The organism is Halorubrum sp., from assembly GCF_046498025.1.
Classification (GTDB): domain Archaea; phylum Halobacteriota; class Halobacteria; order Halobacteriales; family Haloferacaceae; genus Halorubrum.
Genome location: NZ_JAWOBM010000012.1, coordinates 12,538 through 30,593 on the forward strand (window position 1 = coordinate 12,538; position 18,056 = coordinate 30,593).

The window sequence follows — 18,056 nt, forward strand, 5'->3', positions numbered from 1 at the left end:
CGTTGGGAAACGGCTCCACCCCCGTCGCCGGGACCGATCGTTAAAAGGGCCCGCGCGCCGCTCGTTGTGGCATGCACGCAGGCGAGTTCGAACCGGTCCGCGGGGTTCCGGACCTGTACGTCCACGACACCGGGATGTTCGACACCGACGAGTACGGATCCGTGTACGTGTACGACGCGGAGCGACCCGTCGTGATCGACACCGGAACCGGCGCGAACCGGGAGGCGCTGTACGAGACGATCGCGGAGGTCGGGATCGGACGCGAGGATCTGGCGTGGATCCTGCCGACACACGCGCACCTCGATCACGCGGGCGGTGCGGGGCACCTCGCGCAGCGCTACCCGAACGCGGAGGTCGTCGTGCCGGAAAAGGGGGTGCGACACCTCGTCGATCCGGAGGCGCTCGTCGCCGGGACGAAGTCCGCGGTGCGAGAGCAGTGGGAGTACTACGACGATCCCGAACCGGTTCCCGAAGACCGGATATCCGGACTCGCGGACGGCGATCGGATCGACCTCGGCGACCGCGAGCTGGTCGTGTACGAGGCGCCGGGACACGCCCCCCACCACGCGGTCTACCACGACCCCGACGCCGACGTCGTCTTCACGGCCGACGCCGCCGGGATCTACGTCCCCGCCGTCGACGGAATCGAGCCGACGACGCCCCCGCCGCAGTTCGACCTCGACCAGTGTCTCGCCGACGTCCGGACGATCGAGGAGCTCGACCCGGGGTACCTCTGTTTCGGTCACTTCGGACCGCGAGAGTACGAGCCGGCGTTGGCCGGCGAAGTGAAGCGCGCGTACGTGGAGTGGGTGGAGGCGATCCGGGAGAAGCGGGAGGAGCTCGGCGACGACGAGGCGGTCATCGAGCACTTCGAGGAGACGAGCCGGGACGCGGAGTTCTGGAACTCCGAGCGCGCCCGCGCCAACGCGAGTCTGAACGTTCGGGGCGTCCTCGGGTACCTCGACTACGTCGCGGAGAAGGACGAGGAGTGACGCCGGAGGGGTGAGACGGAGGTGCCACCGACGGCGCGTCGCCGCCGACGCAAACCTCCTAAACCCCGCGCCACCTACGATCCAGTTATAAATGGGTATCTTCGACACGATCCGCGCCGTGTTCGGAACGAGCGCCGAGACGGACGCGACCCGCGAGGCCGACCCCGAGGACCTCTTCGGGATGTCGACCGCGTACATGACGATGGAGGCCGACCTCGGCTACGACCACTGCGGGGAGGCCGCGCTGTGCTTCTCCGGCGTGGACAGCACCCGCTTCGACGACGCCGTCGAGACCGTGGAGGCCATCTTGGAGGCCGGCGAGGTGGAGACCGGAACGGGGTTTCGGCGCCACGAGGACGACCACGGCTACCAGTGGTTCGTCCTCGAGGACGACGACCCGGAGGACCTCGTGACGAGCGTCCACTTCGCGGCCGACCAGTTCATCGAGGAGGGGTTCGGCTCCCGGCTGCTCGCGGCCGTCTTCGGCTTCGAGCGCGGAGATCTCGACGTCTATTGGATCTACTCGTTCCGGCGCGGCGCGTACTACCCGTTCTCGCCGAAGGGGACGAGCGACCGGAACCGACAGGTGGAGTTCAAACTCCAGTCCGTCCTCGACGGCGAGCTCGGCCTCGAAGACGACGAGGCGTACTGGTACCCGCTGTGGCCGGACGCGCCCGGGAAGCACCCGTGGGAGTGACTCGATGAGCGCGTCGAACCGTGGGAGTGACTCGATGAGCGCGTCGAACGCCGGGGGACACGGCGGCCGTGACGCCCCGATAAAGCGGGTGGGTCGGATGATCGCGGCGCAGGCCGCGGCGGTGAGCGCGGCGGTTCACCTGCTGTGGGCGTGGCCGCGCCTGGAGGCCGCAGGCGATCCGCGTCCCTACGTGTTCGTGCTCGGCGGAGCGTTCACGGTCGCCGTCGCGGTCGCGACGCTGCGCGCGCCGGAGTACCGGCGTCTGTACGCGCTCGGCGCCGGGACGCTCGCCGCGTTCCTCCTCGGCTACGTCGGCTGGTACGGCGCCGGGGTCGTGTCGGCGCTCGCGGACGACCCGCTGGCGATCGTCGCGAAGGGAGCGGAGGTCGTCGGCGTCGTCGCGTTCCTCGCGCTCTACCGGCTCGCGCCGCCGACGGGCGTCGTGCTCGACCGCCGAGACGACACCGCGAGCGGCGATGGAAACCGGGCCGACGACGATCCCGCAGGAGGGGGCTCGGACCCGTGACCGACGAGACGTACCTGACGGTCGCGAGGCCCGCGACGGCGGCGTTCGAGGTCCGGGGCTCGGAGTTCCTCGGCCACGTCGCCCCGGTCGACACGGTCGCGGAGGCAGAGGCGTTCATCGAGCACGTCGGGGGCGAGTACGGCGACGCGACTCACAACGTGCCGGCGTACCGGGTGCCGGCCGGTGCGGCGTCCGAGCGGACGCCCGGAGGCGGTCCCATGCTCCGGGAGTACTCCGACGACGACGGCGAGCCCTCCGGCTCGGCCGGAAAGCCGGCGCTCAACGTCCTCCAACAGCGCGAGATCCGCAACGTCGTCGCGGTGGTGACTCGCTACTACGGCGGGACGAACCTCGGCGTCGGCGGCCTCGCGCGCGCCTACTCGCGGGCGGTGAAGGACGGGGTCGACGAGGCCGGCGTCGTCGAGGAACGGCCGCATCGTCGGCTGGTCGTCGAGACCGAATACGACGACTCGGGGACTGTTCGGGGCGTGATCGAGTCCTCGAGCGTCGCGTTCGACGCGGAGTACGAGGAGCGCGTGCGGTTCGAACTGCGGGTTCCCGTGCCCGAGGTGGAGGCGCTCGTGGAGCGGCTCAACAGCGCGACGAGCGGGCGGGTCGAGATCGATTGGTAGTCGGATCGGTGACGGCGATCGGTCGGCGAGAGCCTCAATGGCGAACAGGCGACGCTCGGGTTTGCTACTCGCGGCGGCGCGTCGCGCTCCCGCCCAGTGCGCCGCGAGCGACGGTCAGGTCACGGAGGGAGTGGGCTCGGTATTCGACTTGAACCGTCGGTCGTGGCCGACCGGGAAAGGGCCGAGGCCGACTACGCGAACTTCCGAACGGTCATCTCCAGCGTGTCCAAGTCGAGGATGGGCGCGTAGCCCGCGTCGGGGTCGATGTTGACGGACTTCTGGAAGTCGGTCTGGGCCTGCCAGCAGCCGGAGTTCACCGCGAGGACGTTGTGGTACTTCCCCCAGCCGAGCTTGTGGACGTGGCCGGTGTGGAACACGTCCGGGACGTTCTCGATGACGAGGTAGTCGCGTTCCTCCGGTGCGACGCGAGTGTGCCCGCCGAACTGGGGCGCGACGTGGCGCTTCTTCAGCAGCTGGTACATGGCCTTGTGGGGCTCGTCGTAGCTCGCCTTCTCCTCGGGGAGCTCCGCGATCACCTCGTCGAGCGAGACGCCGTGGTACATCAGCACGTCGACGCCCTCGACGCTGACGGTGGCCGGGTTCGAGACGATCCGCGCGTCGTGGACGTCCAGGATGTCGCGGATCTCGTCGTTGAAACCGGGTTGCGGCTCCGCGAGCCGAACCGCGTCGTGGTTACCGGGGATCATCACGACTTCGGTGTCGGCCGGTACCTCCTTGAGGTGCTCCGAGAACGCCTCGTACTGGTCGTAGATGTCGACGATCTCCAGCTCCTCGTCCTGATTGGGGTAGACGCCGACACCCTCGACCATGTCGCCGGCGAGCAGGAGGTACTCGATCGGTTCGGCTTCGGGGGTGTGGAGCCAGTCGGTGAACCGGTGCCACGCGTCGGCCATGAACTCGTCGCTGCCGACGTGGACGTCGGAGATCAACGCGGCCTGGACGTGGCGGTCGGCGGCGCCGGTCCGGTGCGTTCGGGGAACGTCCGGGAAGTGCAGCGAATCGGCGAAGAGGATTCCGGAGTCGTCGGCGAGGGTCCCCTCGACGGCGACGCACTCGTCCATCAGGATCTCGTCGACGACGTCGGCGAGGCCCTTGTCTTTCATCACCAGCGCGGGGAACGTGCCGGTGGTGTCCTCCAGTTCGACGAGCCAGTGGCCGGACTTGGTCGAGCGGACGTCGTTGACGAGCCCGATCATCGCGGCGTCGCTGCCGCCGGGCATGTCCGCGATCGCCTCGGCGGGGCGGTGGTTGACGCGACCGCGGAGCACCTTCGAGAGGCGCTCGTAGCGGTCGCGGAACGTCCGGACGAAGTCGGCGTACTCGCCGGTCCCGGTACTCCGTCCGGTCATGTCGTTGCCGACCTCGAGCTCTCTACGAGCCGAGTCACGGTCGCGGCTGCCGGTGGGTTCGCCGTCGTCGGTGGGGGCGCGCTCACCGCCGGTATCCGCGGAGACGCGATCGGAGCTTCCCCCGGTCGAGTCGACGCGGACGGCACCGTCATACCCCTTCGTTTCGACTGGAGATCGGTCCGGGTTCGGGGACGTGTTCGGTTCCGATTCGGTCGCGGTTTCGGCGTCGGAGGTCTCGTTCGAATCGATCGCCGCGCGGACGTGATCGGCGGTGATGCGGAGAGCGTCGTCCGGCGCGCGGTCCACGGCGCGGTGGAGGGCTGCTTCGGAGTCTGGGGCGCTCGCCAGCAGGGTAACCGCCTCCCGCTCCGCGTTGTATCCCCGACTGGCGAGCTCCTTTGCGATCCGCGCGTTCGACTCCAGCGGCACGACAGCCGAGAGGGGAGTACGACTCAAAACGGTTCCGGAGGAGGAGCCGGCTGACTCGCGGGGCGGTGACCCGGAAGCTTATCACCGAAACCCGTCAAGCCGGACGTAATGGACGAAGAGGATCGGCCGGGATCCGACGGCGACCCGGCCGAGCGAACCGACGTGTCGGACGGGAACGGACGCGACGGATCCGATCTCACTGACGCATCCGATCCTACCGAGGTATCTGATCCCACCAACGGATCCGAATCCACCGAACCCACCGACGAGTCCGACCTTACCGAACCCACCGACGAGTCCGGACAAGCTGAGCCGATCGTGCCGGGCGACCCCTCGGGAGAGAGTCGGTTCCCGACGGATGAGGATGAGAGCGGGCCCGCGGAGCGAGGTGATGTCCAGTCAGCTACGGAAGCGTCGGAGAGTTTCGTCTATCGGTTCCGTCACGACGATGAAGGCGCGTTGATGTGGATCCGGGAGATGCTCTCCAGCGTCGCCATCGTCCTCGTGATCGGACTGCTCCTGTTTGGGATCAGCGGCGTGTGGCCGCCGATGGTCGCCGTCGAGTCGGGAAGCATGGAGCCGAACATGGAGGTCGGCGACCTCGTCTTCGTCACCGAGCCGGGGCGGCTCGCGCCCGACGCGGCGGCGAACGATATCGGCGTGGTGACCTATGAGGCGGGGCGAAGCGCCGACTACCGAACGTTCGGCTCGTACGGCTCGGTCGTGATATACCGACCGCCCGGACGGACGGCCTCGCCGATCATCCACCGGGCCATGTTTCACGTGGAAGAGGGGGAAAACTGGTACGACCGCGCCGACGACGAGTATCACAACGCAGCGGGGTGCGCCGAGCTCCGCCACTGTCCGGCCCCTCACAGCGGGTTCATCACGCTCGGCGATAACAACGGCGCGTACGATCAAGCGAACGGGCTCGCGGCTCCGGTCAGGGCCGAGTGGGTGACCGGTGTCGCGAGAGTGCGTGTCCCGTACCTCGGGTACGTGCGCCTGATAGCGAGCGGCCAGGCAGAGCTGGGTGACGTGATCGCGACGACCGTGGCCGGAGAGATCGATTCGGTCGACGGCTCCGAGACGTCCGGCGAACGCAGCGAAATCGAGGAACGGAAGCCGACTGACGAGCCCATAGTTTCGACCGGAGGTTCACTCGCGAGTTCAGCTGGTGGCTCACTCGGCGGCGCTGTCGCGTGACGGCCACGCGAGCCAGTTGATCGCGTGACGGTAACGGGGGTGAGTCAATTGATCGCGTGACGGTGACGCGGTTCAGTTGTCGAACCGCGCCTGAACGAACGGCTGAGCGTTCTCGATATCGCCGAGACGGGAATCGGACAGCAGTACCGCCTCCGTCTCCTCGACGGGCACCGACAGCCCCATTTCCTTCGTGCGGCCGTACCGGCCCTTCGAGACGACGACCGCGTTGACGATCCCGAGCATGTCGAGTTCGCTGATGAGGTCGGTGACGCGGCGCTGCGTGAGTACGTCCGCGTCGATCTCCTCGCACAGCCGCTTGTAGATGTTGAACACCTCGCCGGTGTTGATGTTGTGGACGCCGTTCTTTTCGAGGAGAATGACGGCGAAGAGGACGATCTTGCTCTGGGTCGGGAGGGTTCGCACGACCTCCACGACGCGGTCGAGCTCGATCTTGTCCTGTGCCTGCCGGACGTGTTTCTCGGCGACGATCTCCGCCTGCGAGCGCTCGGCCAGCTCGCCCGCGGTCCGGAGGAGGTCGAGGGCGCGACGGGCGTCACCGTGTTCCTGGGCCGCGAAGGCCGCACAAAGCGGAATCACGTCGTCGGTGAGCGCATCCTGTTTGAACGCGATATCGGCGCGGTGCTGGAGGATGTCTCGGAGTTGGTTCGCGTCGTAGGGGGGGAAGACGATCTCCTCCTCGCCGAGACTGGACTTGACACGGGGATCGAGGAAGTCGGTGAACTTCAGGTCGTTCGAGATCCCCATGATTGAGATCCGGGACCGATCGAGCTCGGAGTTCATCCGCGAGAGGTTATACAGCGTGTCGTCGCCGCTCTTCTCGACGAGCTTGTCGATCTCGTCGAGCATGATCACGACCACGCGCTCGTGGTAGTCGACCGCTTCGAAGAACGTCGAGTAAACTCGGTCGGTCGGCCACCCGGTCATCGGGACCTCTTCCATCTCCGCGGCGTCGGCCTCGAGTTCCTCGATTCGTGTGTCGAGTTCGTCGAGCGTCGCGAACTCGGTGCCGGCGAGGATTCCCGGGTCGTCGACCGCGTCGGATCTGAACTCTCGGTGATCGTCGAGACGGTTCGCGATGACCTGCTGGTTCTTCTCGATGAACGTGTTAGCGAGCTGCGCGAGGACGCGATACTGGGTGTCGGTGACTTCGCAGTTGATGTACTCGACCTCGCAGGGAACGTCGTACTTCTGGGAGGTCGACTCGAGCTCCTGTGAGACGAACTTCGCCGACGCCGTCTTTCCCGTTCCCGTCTTTCCGTAAATGAGGATGTTCGACGGCGTCTCACCCCGAAGCGCGGAGACGAGGATCGTCGCCATTCGGTTGATCTGGTCGTTCCGGTGCGGGAGTTCGTGCGGGGTGTACGAGGGGCGGAGTACCTCCTTGTTCTCGAAGATCGGCTCACCGGAGAGCAGGTCGTCGAACAGCCCCTGACTGTCGTCGTCGTCGAGGACGACTCCGTCGAAATCGACGTCAGGTGAAGACCGATCGCGGCCGCCGCTTCCGACGTCGACGTCCTCGTCAGCGGTGACCTCCGCATCGGTTGCGACCTCCGCGTCCGTTGCGACCTCCGCGTCGGTCGTACTGTCCGTGGCGGCAGCGGGGTCCACGTCCGATTTCGGACCCGCGTTGGCGTCTCGGTCGGCGGTCGACGCGGTGTCGGGGTCACCGCCGGAACCCTCGGTACCGTCGTCCGACGGATCCTGAGGCGGTGGCGGGTCGTCGAGAACCCCGTCCGTCGCGGTCGGATCGTCGATTTCCCCGCCGTTATCTTCCGATTCACCCGCCTGCGATGTGTGCTCTGTTTCGTCCATGTGAACCCCCTTGTTTCAAGTGGAAATACCTCGCGCTGAGGCCCACTGCGTCGCGTTCCGCCCTGAAACGTGGACATCTGGCACAATACGCGTCCAGCGATATCCAGTTGATGCAGTCGAACCAGATGAAGAGGCGGTACTAAAGTGTTGCTCTCCGGACTCGAAATGGATGTTCTCCGAACTCGAAACGGACGTTCTCTGAGTTCAAAACGGATGTTCCCCGAACGTGCCTGACTCGAAACTGATGGCGACTGGGGCGCTCCGCAGAGGGTGGCTAGGGGACGGTTAACAAGATCTTACCGTTCCCGATAGCGCCTTGGTGAACCGACGTGTCGACACCGGCGTCGAATCGACTCGACTTTGCGGAGTCACGCATCAGTGAGAACGTCGGTGAAATTTGCAGCTCGCCGAGGAGTAGTCCGAAGTCTCCCGGAGGATATCGTTCGAACACTGCTCTCGGTGCGGTCCGAACGCTGCTCCAAGACGGAGTTCGAATGCCGGCCGGGAGCGTCGATGCAAATGAAGGCTGGGGGAGGTTTCCTATGGAGGGCTGGGCTTATGGAGGGCTAGTGACGAGTTCGTATACAGGGCGGGGACAGTTTTGTTTGTACCATATCGGTTTCGGCTACGTCGATTTCTATTAAAGAGTCGATCGGCTTGCCCGCCACCTGCCCGAGGAGTAATTCGGTTCGTGCGTGGACGGCGTCGACCGTCGACGGGAAACGGAGGGGAGACCGCTGGGCGATTCCACCGTCGCAGTCGCTGGGTAGCCTGCTACCTGACCGGCCACGCAACTGATATTTCTGCTCCTCTGTCCTGCCCGAACCCGTTCACGTTGTCGCGACCCCCCCACCCCTTTGTTTCGTGTGGAACTCGGTTTCGGTGGGTGGGGGGATTCGTGGAGGGGTCGTATATATTAGAAGGTTTTATATACTATGTCATATAACAGTACCCTCGACAATCTTTCCTACATTTTTGTTGTTAGTTCATAGTTATTTGTAACAGTAGATAATATAATTAAACTGCTATCGCCACGACACTCCCGTCTCCCCGCCCACCTACCCACACCGCCAACAGTCTCCAGTTGAAACAAAGGGGTGGGGGGGAGAAGCGACCGACAGTCGCCTACGGCTCCTCATTGTCGAGGGACCTCAGACTCACTGTCGAGGAGCCCCAGATAGTGGCGTATCCGACACGTTCGTTTCGACGGTTCGAAATGAATTCGATATTGGAGGACACGAATCCGCACACTGGAGATATCGGGCGATCGGTGCGTCTGACGCAGTTCTTAAGTGAGAGGGGTGTAGATTCTACTGTAATTCCCCGAACGAACCCCGGGCGCGGTCGGACCGAGCGGTCGCACGCAACACGGCTCGTTCGGGAGAAAACAGCACTGGAGGTCAGGATGGGACTGCTCACGAATCTCAAAGACAGCATATCACGGGTCACCGACGGGCTGTTCGCGGCCGATGAACCCAAACGGATCGGGATCTACGGACCGCCGAACGCTGGAAAGACGACCCTCGCAAATCGGATCGCACGCGACTGGACGGGTGACGCCGTCGGGCCCGAGAGTCACATCCCGCACGAGACACGACGAGCTCGCCGAAAGGAGAACGTCGAAATCGAACGGAACGGGCGGAAGGTCACGATCGACATCGTCGACACGCCCGGTGTGACGACGAAGGTCGATTACAAGGAGTTCCTCGACCACGACATGGAGAAGGAAGACGCCGTGCGTCGCTCCCGCGAGGCGACAGAGGGCGTCGCCGAGGCGATGCACTGGCTCCGCGAGGACGTCGACGGCGTCATCTACGTGCTCGACTCTTCCACGGACCCGTTCACGCAGGTGAACACGATGCTCATCGGGATCATCGAGTCGCAAGATCTCCCGGCGCTGATCCTCGCGAACAAGACGGACCTGCCCGAGTCGGACGTCCAGCAGATCGCCAACGCGTTCCCGCAACACGAGACGATCCCGCTCTCGGCGCTCGAAGGCGACAACATGGACGAAGTGTACACGAAGATCGCGGAGTACTTCGGCTGATGCCCGGCCCGACCCCCAACGTCGACGGCGACGCCTCTCCCGACGACCCCGACGACGGTGTCCGGATCGACATGATAAGCGGTGCCCGGATGGAGGGGCTCACCGGTATGGAGAAGATCCGCCTCATCCTCGACGGCGTCCGCGATGGGAACATTGTGATCCTCGAGGAGGGACTCTCCCCCGACGAGGAGTCGAAGCTGATCGAGGTGACGATGACCGAGATCAGCCCGGACGACTTCACCGGGATCGAGATCGAGACGTACCCGAAGGCGGAGGCGAACGACCAGAGCTTCCTCGACAAGCTGATGGGCCGGAAGTCCGCCCAGAAGCTCACCGTCATCGGTCCGGCCAACCGTATCGAGACGCTGCATAAAGACGAGAACCTCATCAGCACGCTCGTCTCCCGCAAATAGATGCCTCACCAGTGTACCACCTGCGGCCGGACGTTCCCCGACGGATCGAAGGAGATGCTCTCCGGCTGTCCGGACTGCGGTGGAAACAAGTTCCAATTCAAACCCGCGGGCGCGGCTACCGACGAACAACCGACGTCGACCGAGCAGTCAGCGTCGAGCGACCAGTCGACGTCGACCGAGCAGTCAGCGTCGAGCGACCAGTCGACGTCGGCTGACCAGTCAGCGCCGACCGAGCAGTCAGCGCCGACAGGGGATGCGACAGAGCGGTCGTCCACGGCTTCGGAGGATCGGTCTTCCCGGATCGGCAGCGCCGTTTCCTCTGACTCGACGGACGCTGCCGACACGGATGCTTCGACTCCAAGCGCCGATTCGACTCCAAGCGCCGATAAGCGATCGTCCGCAAACGCTGAATCGGCCGATTCGTCTAGCTCGTCGTCGGAGCAAGCCGAACACACCGAACCAGCCGATCCGCCGACCGGAACCGAACACGTCAACGAACGCAGCGAAGAGGACGTCGCGCAGGCGAGCGCTCGCTCCGACGTCGTCTCGCCGGATGAACTCGACCGCGCGAGCCAACCGGTCGACTCTAACCCCGACAGCGATGTCGGTGACTCCACTGCCCCTGACGGTCCGCGTCCCGACATCGACGAACTCCGTGACGAACTCAACGAGCAGTTCGAGAGCATCCGGATCGTGAGCCCGGGGAAGTACGAGCTCAATCTGATGGAGCTGTACGACCGCCAGGAGTACATTATCTCCCTGCAGGAAGACGGACGGTACGTCATCGAGATGCCCGACGCGTGGGGCATTCAAGACGAGTGACGGCACCGGCGATTTCCCCCGACTAGCGCTACTGAGCTGACCTTCAGCGCGGTCGACCCCACCGAACTGAAACGTCTCCCAACCCGGCAACCTCACCGAACGAGAACGTCTCCCAACCAGTCGACCTCACCGAACCGTTCGTTCGGGCGACCATTGTCGAAGTGGACACAGTTATGCGGCTTCCTCCGCTACGGGCGCTCATGTCTGCTGATCGCGCTTTCAATTCGGGGCCCCGAGGCGCCTCTCGTCTGATCGGATACGACGACTCATCGACGGACACACTGTCGACGGACGACCTATCGACGGACGACATATCGACGGACGACCTGTCGACGGACGACATATCGACGGACGACCTGTCGAAAGCCGACCGTTCGAAAACCGACGTGTCGAAGCCGGTCGACGACGCGCTCAGGTCTGTTCGTGCTGAGGTGGCCGTATGCGCGTAGTCGCCAAGTTCGGCGGGACGAGCCTAGGCAGCGGCGATCGGATCGAACGCGCGGCCGACTCGGTCGCGAACGCGGTCGAGGCCGGCCACGAGATCGCCGTCGTCGCGAGCGCGATGGGATCGACCACCGACGACCTCCTCGAGGATATAACCTTCGAGACCGACGACGCCGACCGCGCTGAGATCGTCTCCATGGGCGAGCGCACCAGCGTCAGGATGCTCAAGGCAGCTCTCTCGGTCCGCGATATCGACGCCGTCTTTCTCGAACCCGGCCATCCGGACTGGCCGGTGATCACGGACGAACTCGGGGAGGTCGACGTCGAGGAGACGAAAAAGCGCGCGCAGGCCATCGCGGAGCGCCTCGACGGCGTCGTCCCCATCATCACCGGGTTTCTGGCGGAGGACCACGACGGCAACGTCACGACGCTGGGCCGCGGCGGTTCCGACACCACCGCGGTCATGCTCGGCAACTACATGGACGCCGACGAGGTCGTGATCGTCACCGACGTCGAGGGCGTCATGACCGGCGACCCCCGCGTCGTCGAGGGAGCGCGGAACGTCGGTCGGATCACCGTCGACGAGCTCCGGAACCTCTCGTTCCGGGGCGCCGAGGTCGTCGCGCCATCGGCGCTCTCGTACAAGGACGAGGACCTCTCCGTCCGGGTCGTCCACTACCAACACGGCGACCTCCTCAGGGGCGGGACCCGCATCGAGGGCCAGTTCGAGAGCCTGATCGACATGCGCGAGGAACCGCTCGCGTGTCTCACCATCGCCGGGCGCGCGATTCGGAACCGCTCGGGAATTCTCTCGCAGCTCGCGAACGCCCTCCGCAAGGAGGAGATCAACATCGACGCGGTCGCTTCCGGCATGGACTCGGTCACGTTCTACGTCGACGTGGACATCGCGGAGACCGCCGAGGCGCTCCTTCACGAGGCCGTCGTCGACGACGAGGCGCTCTCGTCGGTGACCGTCGCCGACCCGATCGCGGTCATCCGAGTGACCGGCGGCGAGCTCCCCAACCAGCCCGGCGTCATCCAGGAGATCATCGCGCCGCTGGCAGAAGACGGGATCAACATCATCGACCTCATCACGAGCGCGACGTCGGTCGCGGTGTTCGTCGACTGGAAGGACAGAGAAGAGGCGCTCGAAATCGTCCAGCGCCGATTCGACTGACCGGACGTCGACCTGCCCGACGTCGAGCGACCAGACGATCCGACGATCTCCCCTCGTCTTCCCCCGTCTGGGGCCCGATATTCACCGTCTTTATTCGTCTTTGCCTTCGTCCAGCTCTTCGGATTCGATCCGATACCGGGTGGTCCGGCGCCCCTCAAACCGCGGGCCTCTCCCCGCGGCCGCGAACCCAGACGCCTCGATGACCTCGCTGGTCTCCTCATCGTTCGGGACGACGACCTCAACGCCCATCCCCTCTCGGCGCGCGAATCGCCGCGGCTCCTCGAACAGCGTTCGGACCGTCGATCCGCTTCCCTCGAAGTCGGTCACATGAACGGTGTCGGCGCGGACATCGAAGGCGACGAACCCCCGGACAGTTCCCTCACCGCCCTCGCTTACTTCAGCACTGGCGTCCCTCTCTTCGGCCCCGTCGCCATCGCGCTCCTCAGCGCCGTTGCCACCACCCTCCTCAGCGCCGTTGCCACCACCCTCCTCAGCGCCGTTGCCACCACCCTCCTCAGCGCCGTCGCCATCGCCCTCCTCAGCGCCGTCGCCATCGCCCTCCTCAGCGCCGTTTCCATCGCCCTCTTCTTCCACTGCGACCCGAACTGACCGGTCGTGGATCATGTTCCGCACGACCTCTCGTGGCCGACCGGTCGCCGTCGCCAGCGCCTCGGCGTCGGACTCGAGTGCGTCACGGATCCGCATACCTCGGTTACCGGACGAACCCGTATAAACCCGCTGCCGTCAGGCTTCCGCAGCGGTCGTCCGTAGCCGCCGTTCCGTCCGAAGCGCTCCCCGTCCGCTCGAAGTAATATAGTTTTAAACGACCAGCGGCCGCACGATTCGACATGAGCAAATCCACCACGATCGTGCTCGGAACGATCGGCGTGTCGGCGGCCCTGTCCGTACTCATCATCCTCTCGTACGTGCTCGGCTGATGTTCTCGACCCGACCGCTCGACGAGGACCTCGAGGCGGTCCGCGAGGAACACGCGCCCGGATCCCCGGTCCTCGACGTCGACGCGGACTTCGAGACCCTTCCGCCGGCAGCGGCGGAGGACCTCGGTCTGTTCGTCGACGCGCTCTCGCCCGCGTCCTTCCCAGCGGAGTGGCTCCCCGACCAGACGCCCGACCTCCTCCGGACGTACGTCGGTCCCGCGTTCACCGTCGGACTCCCCGGCGACGGCACCGTCGCCCGGACGACCCAGACCGACCCGCAGACGATACTCGTGAAGAAGCGAGCGGCGGGCACCCCGGACGATTTCCTCGCGTTCCTGATCGCCGATCGGCTGGTCCAGGTCGGCGTCTCGCCGTCTCCCGGAACGCTCCCGGACGACGCTCCCCCTGACCGACTCCCCGAGACGTTCCTCCCCTTCTTCGGCGAGCGCTACCGCGATCTCGATGCCGCCATCCGCCGGCCGGACCCCGACACCGGTGCCTCGACCACGGGATACGGCTCGAACGACGTGTTTCAGGTCGGGGCCGCGCTCTTCGACGCGTGGGTCGGGGTGTACACTCGCGACGTCTTCGCGTCGTGGGAGGGGCGTCACCCGCGACTGTTCGACGCGTGGACCGACGCTGGGAGCCGATTAGAGGGCCGGCTCGGCGATCTGGCCGGCGAGGTTGTTCGCGGCGAGACCGACTTCGCGAGCGCGACCGAGTACGCCTGTTCTGCCGTCCGTCACGGCCTCGACCTCCCGGCGCCGTTCGCCGCCCTCGACACGGCCGCCTACCGCGACCGCGGCGCTCCCTACGCGGTGAAGTGGGCGGAAAAGACGTTCGAGTCGATGGTCACCGACGACGACTGACGGGACGTCTCCCCGACTCGTTTTCTCCCCGACTCGTTCTTCCTTTTATATTTCGACGGTGACGTTGCCGTCGCCGTCGAGTTCGATGACCCCTTCGAACAGATCTCTGAAGCGGTCGAGCGTCGCGACCTCGTGGACCTCCTCGGAGAGGTGGAAGATCCCGACCGCGTCGTGTTCATCGAGAAGCTCGAGGATGTCCGCAGCCGCCTCGAACACCGCGTTGTCGTCGGCGTAGTACGCCATCTCAGTGAGCGAGTCGACCGAGACGCGTCGCTTCCCCTCGCTCTCGGTGAGGAACCGCTCAACTCGGTCGACCACGCCGTCGAGGTCGTCGGGAGCGGAGACGTAGTACACGTCGTCGCTGGAGCGCCGCGAGTACCCGCGCTCCACGGAGAGCGTGTCGAGGATGGTCGCCTTCGTCTCGTCGACGTCGTAGTACTCCAGCTTCTGTTCGACCTCCCGTGCCGTCGTCCGCGTGGAGACGACGAGGAACGCGTCGGTGTCGGTCTTCAGAAAGTCCGTGTCGATCCGGTCCGTCTCGCCGATACTCGGGTGGATGAGTAGGAGCCCCGTGCCGCCAGGGATCGTTTCAGGCCCGTTCTCGATGGCGAGCGAATAGTCCATGCGATCGGAAATCGCCCGACCGACTTAACGATGCGGGCCACGTCGTCCGATCGGGTTTCGATACGAACCGCGTCGTCCGATCGGGTTTCGACGCGGGCCGTGTCGGTTGGCCGGTTTTTTTGAGTGTTCCCACCATCGAGACGTACGATGGTGGGCCACGACACCGCGCGCGACGTCTATCGGCAAGCGCTCCCGGTGATTCTGGTCAGTCTCGTCGCCGGGCTGTTCGCGGGGACCATCCTCGGTTCCGAGACGATGCGAGCCGGGATCTCGGAGGTGCCCGGACTCCTCCTCCTGCTCCCCGCGTTCCTCGCCACGCGGGGCGGCGTTTACGGCTCGCTCGGAGCCCGCCTCTCCACCGGCCTCCACCAGGGACTCATCGAGCCGCGGTTTCGGCTGGACCGGCGACTCACGAACGCCATCGTCGCCTCCTTTATCAACGGGATGACCGTCTCCGTGTTCATCGCCGTCGTCACCTCCCTCTGGCTGAGGCTTCTGGGATCGGGGGGTAACCTCCTTCAACTGGTCGGGATCATGGTCATCGCCGGGTTTCTCTCGGCGGTGCTCATGATTTCGGTACTGATCGTCGTCATCTTCGTCGGCTACCGGCGGGGACTCGACCCGGACAACGTGATCGGGCCGGTCGTGACGACGCTCGGCGACGTGTTCGGGGTTCTCTTCCTGCTCGTCGGTATCTACGTCGTGGGGGTCGTGCTGTGACCGACGGAGACGCCCCCTCGAACATCTCCGAGACGACCATGCCGGACGAGTGGTCGATCCCACGGATCGTGCGGACGATGGTTCCCCTCCTCGCCGGGCTGTCGGTGCTCCAGCTCGTCTCCGGCACCGTCCTCGAAGTGTACGAGGCGGTCCTCGTCCAGAACCCGGCGCTCCTCGTGTTGGTTCCGGTCCAGATCGGCACCGCGGGGAACCTCGCGTCGATCACCTGCTCGCGGCTCACCACCCAGCTGTATCTCGGGACGTACGAGCTGGACCCGTCGAACCCCGATCTCAGGGCGAACGCTGGCGCCGTGTTCGCGCTCGCGGCCACCGTCTTCGGCGCGGTCGGCGTCGCCGCGTGGGCCATCGGCGTCGCGCTCGGCGGTACGCTCGCGCTCGGGCGCGTGCTCCTCGTCTCGCTGATCTCCGGGATGCTCCTCGCCGTCCTCGTCGTCGTGACGAGCGTCGCCGCCGTGGAGGCCTCCTACCGCGTCGGCCTCGATCCGGACAGCACCACAATTCCGGTCGTCACTAACGTTTGTGACATCGCCGGCGTCCTGATCCTCTTCGCGGTCGTTTCGGTGGTGGTGTGAGCTTCGTCTCGGTGGTCGTGTGAACTCAGAACACGCTGTCGGCGGTCGCGGCGCCGACGACGCTGAACACCGCGCCGACCGAGACGGCCTTGGCCGTCGTCCCCCACAACTCGATACCCGTCACGCCCTCCTCGATGAGGAACGTGTCCGGGGCGTCGAACAGCACCGCGAGGAGGGCCACGGAGCCGAAGGCGACGATCATCAGGGACACGAACCGGGCGGGGATCCCCGCGATCTCTTTTTCAACCTCGGGGTCGCGGTCAGTGTCTGCCCGGTAGAGCGCGGCGTACCCGATCAGCGCGACGATCCCGGCGGTCAGCACCCCCTGAATCCAGTGCATGCCCGCAGCCAGCACCCACACTTCCTCGGTGACGACGAACGGTCCCGCGAGGAGGAAGCCGCCGACCGCCTGCTGTGCGGAGTCCGCGATCCGGTACTTCGGTCGACGGAGGCTCTGCGGGCGTTTCACACTCCTCGCACGGTCGCCGGTAAATAAAACGGCGGCGGTTTCTGAGCGCACGTCGCGTGTCGTACGCCGCAAATCGGACGGACGGCACCCATTCCGCTCCGAACCGGTTTTCACCCGTCCGCCCCTCGTCCCGCCATGAGCGTTCGCGAAGAGTTCGATCAGTGGGCGACGTCGGGGAAGGACCGCGGGATGGAGGACAGACACTGGCACACCGCGAAGCACGTCCTCGCGCGGATGCCGGTCGAGGCGGGCGACGCCGTTCTGGACCTGGGCACCGGCTCCGGCTACGCGCTCCGCGCGCTCCGCGAGCGCGGGATCGGGCGAGCGTACGGACTCGACGGCGCGCCCGAGATGGCGGGCAACGCTCGGAGCTACACCGACGACGACGCGGTCGGCTTCCTCGTCGGCGACTTCGACGCGCTCCCCTTCGCCGACGACTCGCTCGACCACGTCTTCTCGATGGAGGCGTTCTACTACGCGGCGGACCCCCGCAACACGCTCCGGGAGATCCGGCGCGTGCTGAAACCCGGCGGCACCTTCTACTGCGCCGTCAACTACTACGCGGAGAACGAAGCGAGCCACGCGTGGCAGGACAACATCGCGGTGGAGATGACCCTGTGGAGCCGCGAGGAGTACCGCGAGGCGTTCCGCGACGCCGGGCTGTACGTCGCCGAACAGGACAACGTTCCCGACCGGGAGATCGAGATCCCGCCCGCCGCCGAGTTCCCCACCGAGGACTGGCACTCGCGCGAGGCGATGGTCGACCGCTACCGGACGTGGGGGACGCTGTTGACCGTCGGCGTCGCGCCCTGACCCGATCGCTCGTTTATAAACGGTCGATCGCGGATCGACGGTGAACACCTCCAAAGTCCCAGTTGCCGGCGGCTTCGCCGTCGGCTGCCAGAGGCGCGAAGCGCCTCGCTACCGCTCGGCTGTATGTGATCGACTCCTGTACGGCGGACACCTCCAAAGCCCCAGCCGCTCGGCTATACCTGATCGACTCCTCTGCGGCGAACACCTCAAAGCCCCAGTCGCGAGGACGGCGCAGGCGATGTAAGCACCGCAATGAGGGAGCGAACGAAGTGAGCGACCGAATGAGGAGCACAGCGAGCGTGCGCCGTCCTCGCGACTGCCCCTTTGAATCCCGCCCCGACCGCAACCGCCCCGCACCTCACACCTCCCCAGCCTCGCGGCTCGTTCGGGGCTCCCTTCGGTCGCCCGCGTCACTCGCCGCGTCCCTCGCACGCGCTCTCGC

Annotated in this window: 19 protein-coding genes; 14 read left to right on the forward strand and 5 right to left on the reverse strand. The window is 65.8% G+C overall.

All coding sequences use genetic code 11. The features are described from left to right. Positions 1-71 precede the first annotated feature (71 nt). The 4 genes from R6U01_RS01725 to R6U01_RS01740 all read left to right on the forward strand — a co-directional run bounded on the left by R6U01_RS01725 (position 72) and on the right by R6U01_RS01740 (position 2,847). The gene (locus R6U01_RS01725; protein WP_410284734.1) at positions 72-992 is read left to right on the forward strand and encodes an MBL fold metallo-hydrolase; all 921 of its coding nucleotides are present in this window, start codon (positions 72-74) and stop codon (positions 990-992) included. A gap of 91 nt (positions 993-1,083) precedes the next feature. Then, on the forward strand, positions 1,084-1,689 hold the full coding sequence (pspAB, locus tag R6U01_RS01730; RefSeq protein WP_410284735.1) for a PspA-associated protein PspAB: 606 nt from the start codon (positions 1,084-1,086) through the stop codon (positions 1,687-1,689). Positions 1,690-1,723: 34 nt separating this feature from the next. Then, a complete protein-coding gene (locus R6U01_RS01735) occupies positions 1,724-2,215 on the forward strand; it encodes a hypothetical protein (protein WP_410284736.1) in 492 nt (163 codons plus the stop codon). Continuing rightward, positions 2,212-2,847 carry an IMPACT family protein gene (locus R6U01_RS01740; protein ID WP_410284737.1) on the forward strand — a complete coding sequence of 212 codons (636 nt, stop codon included), beginning with the start codon at positions 2,212-2,214 and terminating at the stop codon, positions 2,845-2,847. Before R6U01_RS01735 ends, R6U01_RS01740 begins: the two co-directional genes overlap by 4 nt. Positions 2,848-3,038: 191 nt before the next feature. Here R6U01_RS01740 and R6U01_RS01745 read toward each other — a convergent pair whose 3' ends face one another. Continuing rightward, positions 3,039-4,646 (reverse strand): DNA-directed DNA polymerase II small subunit, encoded by a 1,608-nt coding sequence (locus R6U01_RS01745; protein ID WP_410284738.1) that lies wholly within the window; start codon positions 4,644-4,646, stop codon positions 3,039-3,041. 108 nt (positions 4,647-4,754) lie between these two features. Here R6U01_RS01745 and R6U01_RS01750 point away from each other — a divergent pair, with 108 nt between their 5' ends. Then, positions 4,755-5,852 carry a S26 family signal peptidase gene (locus R6U01_RS01750; protein ID WP_410284739.1) on the forward strand — a complete coding sequence of 366 codons (1,098 nt, stop codon included), beginning with the start codon at positions 4,755-4,757 and terminating at the stop codon, positions 5,850-5,852. Positions 5,853-5,924: 72 nt separating this feature from the next. Here R6U01_RS01750 and R6U01_RS01755 read toward each other — a convergent pair whose 3' ends face one another. Beyond that, on the reverse strand, positions 5,925-7,685 hold the full coding sequence (locus R6U01_RS01755; RefSeq protein WP_410284740.1) for an AAA family ATPase: 1,761 nt from the start codon (positions 7,683-7,685) through the stop codon (positions 5,925-5,927). Between the two features lie 1,405 nt (positions 7,686-9,090). On the opposite strand from R6U01_RS01755, the gene R6U01_RS01760 reads away from it, so the two are divergent. The 5 genes from R6U01_RS01760 (at position 9,091) to R6U01_RS01780 (ending at position 12,588) form a co-directional block, all read left to right on the forward strand. Further along, positions 9,091-9,732: a GTP-binding protein gene (locus R6U01_RS01760; RefSeq protein ID WP_410284741.1), complete on the forward strand. Its 642-nt coding sequence runs from the start codon at positions 9,091-9,093 to the stop codon at positions 9,730-9,732. Continuing rightward, positions 9,732-10,145: a DUF2073 domain-containing protein gene (locus R6U01_RS01765; protein WP_410284742.1), complete on the forward strand. Its 414-nt coding sequence runs from the start codon at positions 9,732-9,734 to the stop codon at positions 10,143-10,145. The genes R6U01_RS01760 and R6U01_RS01765 overlap by 1 nt, the downstream gene beginning before the upstream one ends. Continuing rightward, the gene (locus R6U01_RS01770; protein ID WP_410284743.1) at positions 10,146-10,967 is read left to right on the forward strand and encodes a Zn-ribbon containing protein; all 822 of its coding nucleotides are present in this window, start codon (positions 10,146-10,148) and stop codon (positions 10,965-10,967) included. Between the two features lie 200 nt (positions 10,968-11,167). Continuing rightward, the gene (locus R6U01_RS01775) at positions 11,168-11,416 is read left to right on the forward strand and encodes a hypothetical protein (protein ID WP_410284744.1); all 249 of its coding nucleotides are present in this window, start codon (positions 11,168-11,170) and stop codon (positions 11,414-11,416) included. Next, positions 11,407-12,588: an aspartate kinase gene (locus tag R6U01_RS01780; protein WP_410284745.1), complete on the forward strand. Its 1,182-nt coding sequence runs from the start codon at positions 11,407-11,409 to the stop codon at positions 12,586-12,588. The genes R6U01_RS01775 and R6U01_RS01780 overlap by 10 nt, the downstream gene beginning before the upstream one ends. A gap of 90 nt (positions 12,589-12,678) precedes the next feature. On the opposite strand, the gene R6U01_RS01785 is transcribed toward R6U01_RS01780, so the two are convergent. After that, positions 12,679-13,293, reverse strand: coding sequence for a hypothetical protein (locus R6U01_RS01785; protein WP_410284746.1), 615 nt, complete (start codon positions 13,291-13,293; stop codon positions 12,679-12,681). A gap of 232 nt (positions 13,294-13,525) precedes the next feature. Between R6U01_RS01785 and R6U01_RS01790 the strand changes: the two genes are divergently transcribed. Beyond that, positions 13,526-14,395, forward strand: a complete 870-nt coding sequence (locus R6U01_RS01790; protein ID WP_410284747.1) for a hypothetical protein — start codon at positions 13,526-13,528, stop codon at positions 14,393-14,395. Positions 14,396-14,440: 45 nt separating this feature from the next. On the opposite strand, the gene R6U01_RS01795 is transcribed toward R6U01_RS01790, so the two are convergent. Next, positions 14,441-15,019, reverse strand: coding sequence for a hypothetical protein (locus R6U01_RS01795; protein WP_410284748.1), 579 nt, complete (start codon positions 15,017-15,019; stop codon positions 14,441-14,443). Between the two features lie 147 nt (positions 15,020-15,166). On the opposite strand from R6U01_RS01795, the gene R6U01_RS01800 reads away from it, so the two are divergent. Beyond that, positions 15,167-15,739 (forward strand): magnesium transporter, encoded by a 573-nt coding sequence (locus R6U01_RS01800; RefSeq protein ID WP_410284749.1) that lies wholly within the window; start codon positions 15,167-15,169, stop codon positions 15,737-15,739. A 38-nt stretch (positions 15,740-15,777) separates the two neighbouring features. After that, positions 15,778-16,332 (forward strand): magnesium transporter, encoded by a 555-nt coding sequence (locus R6U01_RS01805; RefSeq protein ID WP_410284812.1) that lies wholly within the window; start codon positions 15,778-15,780, stop codon positions 16,330-16,332. A gap of 25 nt (positions 16,333-16,357) precedes the next feature. Here R6U01_RS01805 and R6U01_RS01810 read toward each other — a convergent pair whose 3' ends face one another. Next, positions 16,358-16,801, reverse strand: a complete 444-nt coding sequence (locus R6U01_RS01810; protein ID WP_410284750.1) for a DUF2391 domain-containing protein — start codon at positions 16,799-16,801, stop codon at positions 16,358-16,360. A 135-nt stretch (positions 16,802-16,936) separates the two neighbouring features. Between R6U01_RS01810 and R6U01_RS01815 the strand changes: the two genes are divergently transcribed. Continuing rightward, positions 16,937-17,614, forward strand: coding sequence for a class I SAM-dependent methyltransferase (locus R6U01_RS01815; RefSeq protein ID WP_410284751.1), 678 nt, complete (start codon positions 16,937-16,939; stop codon positions 17,612-17,614). Positions 17,615-18,056: the final 442 nt, after the last annotated feature.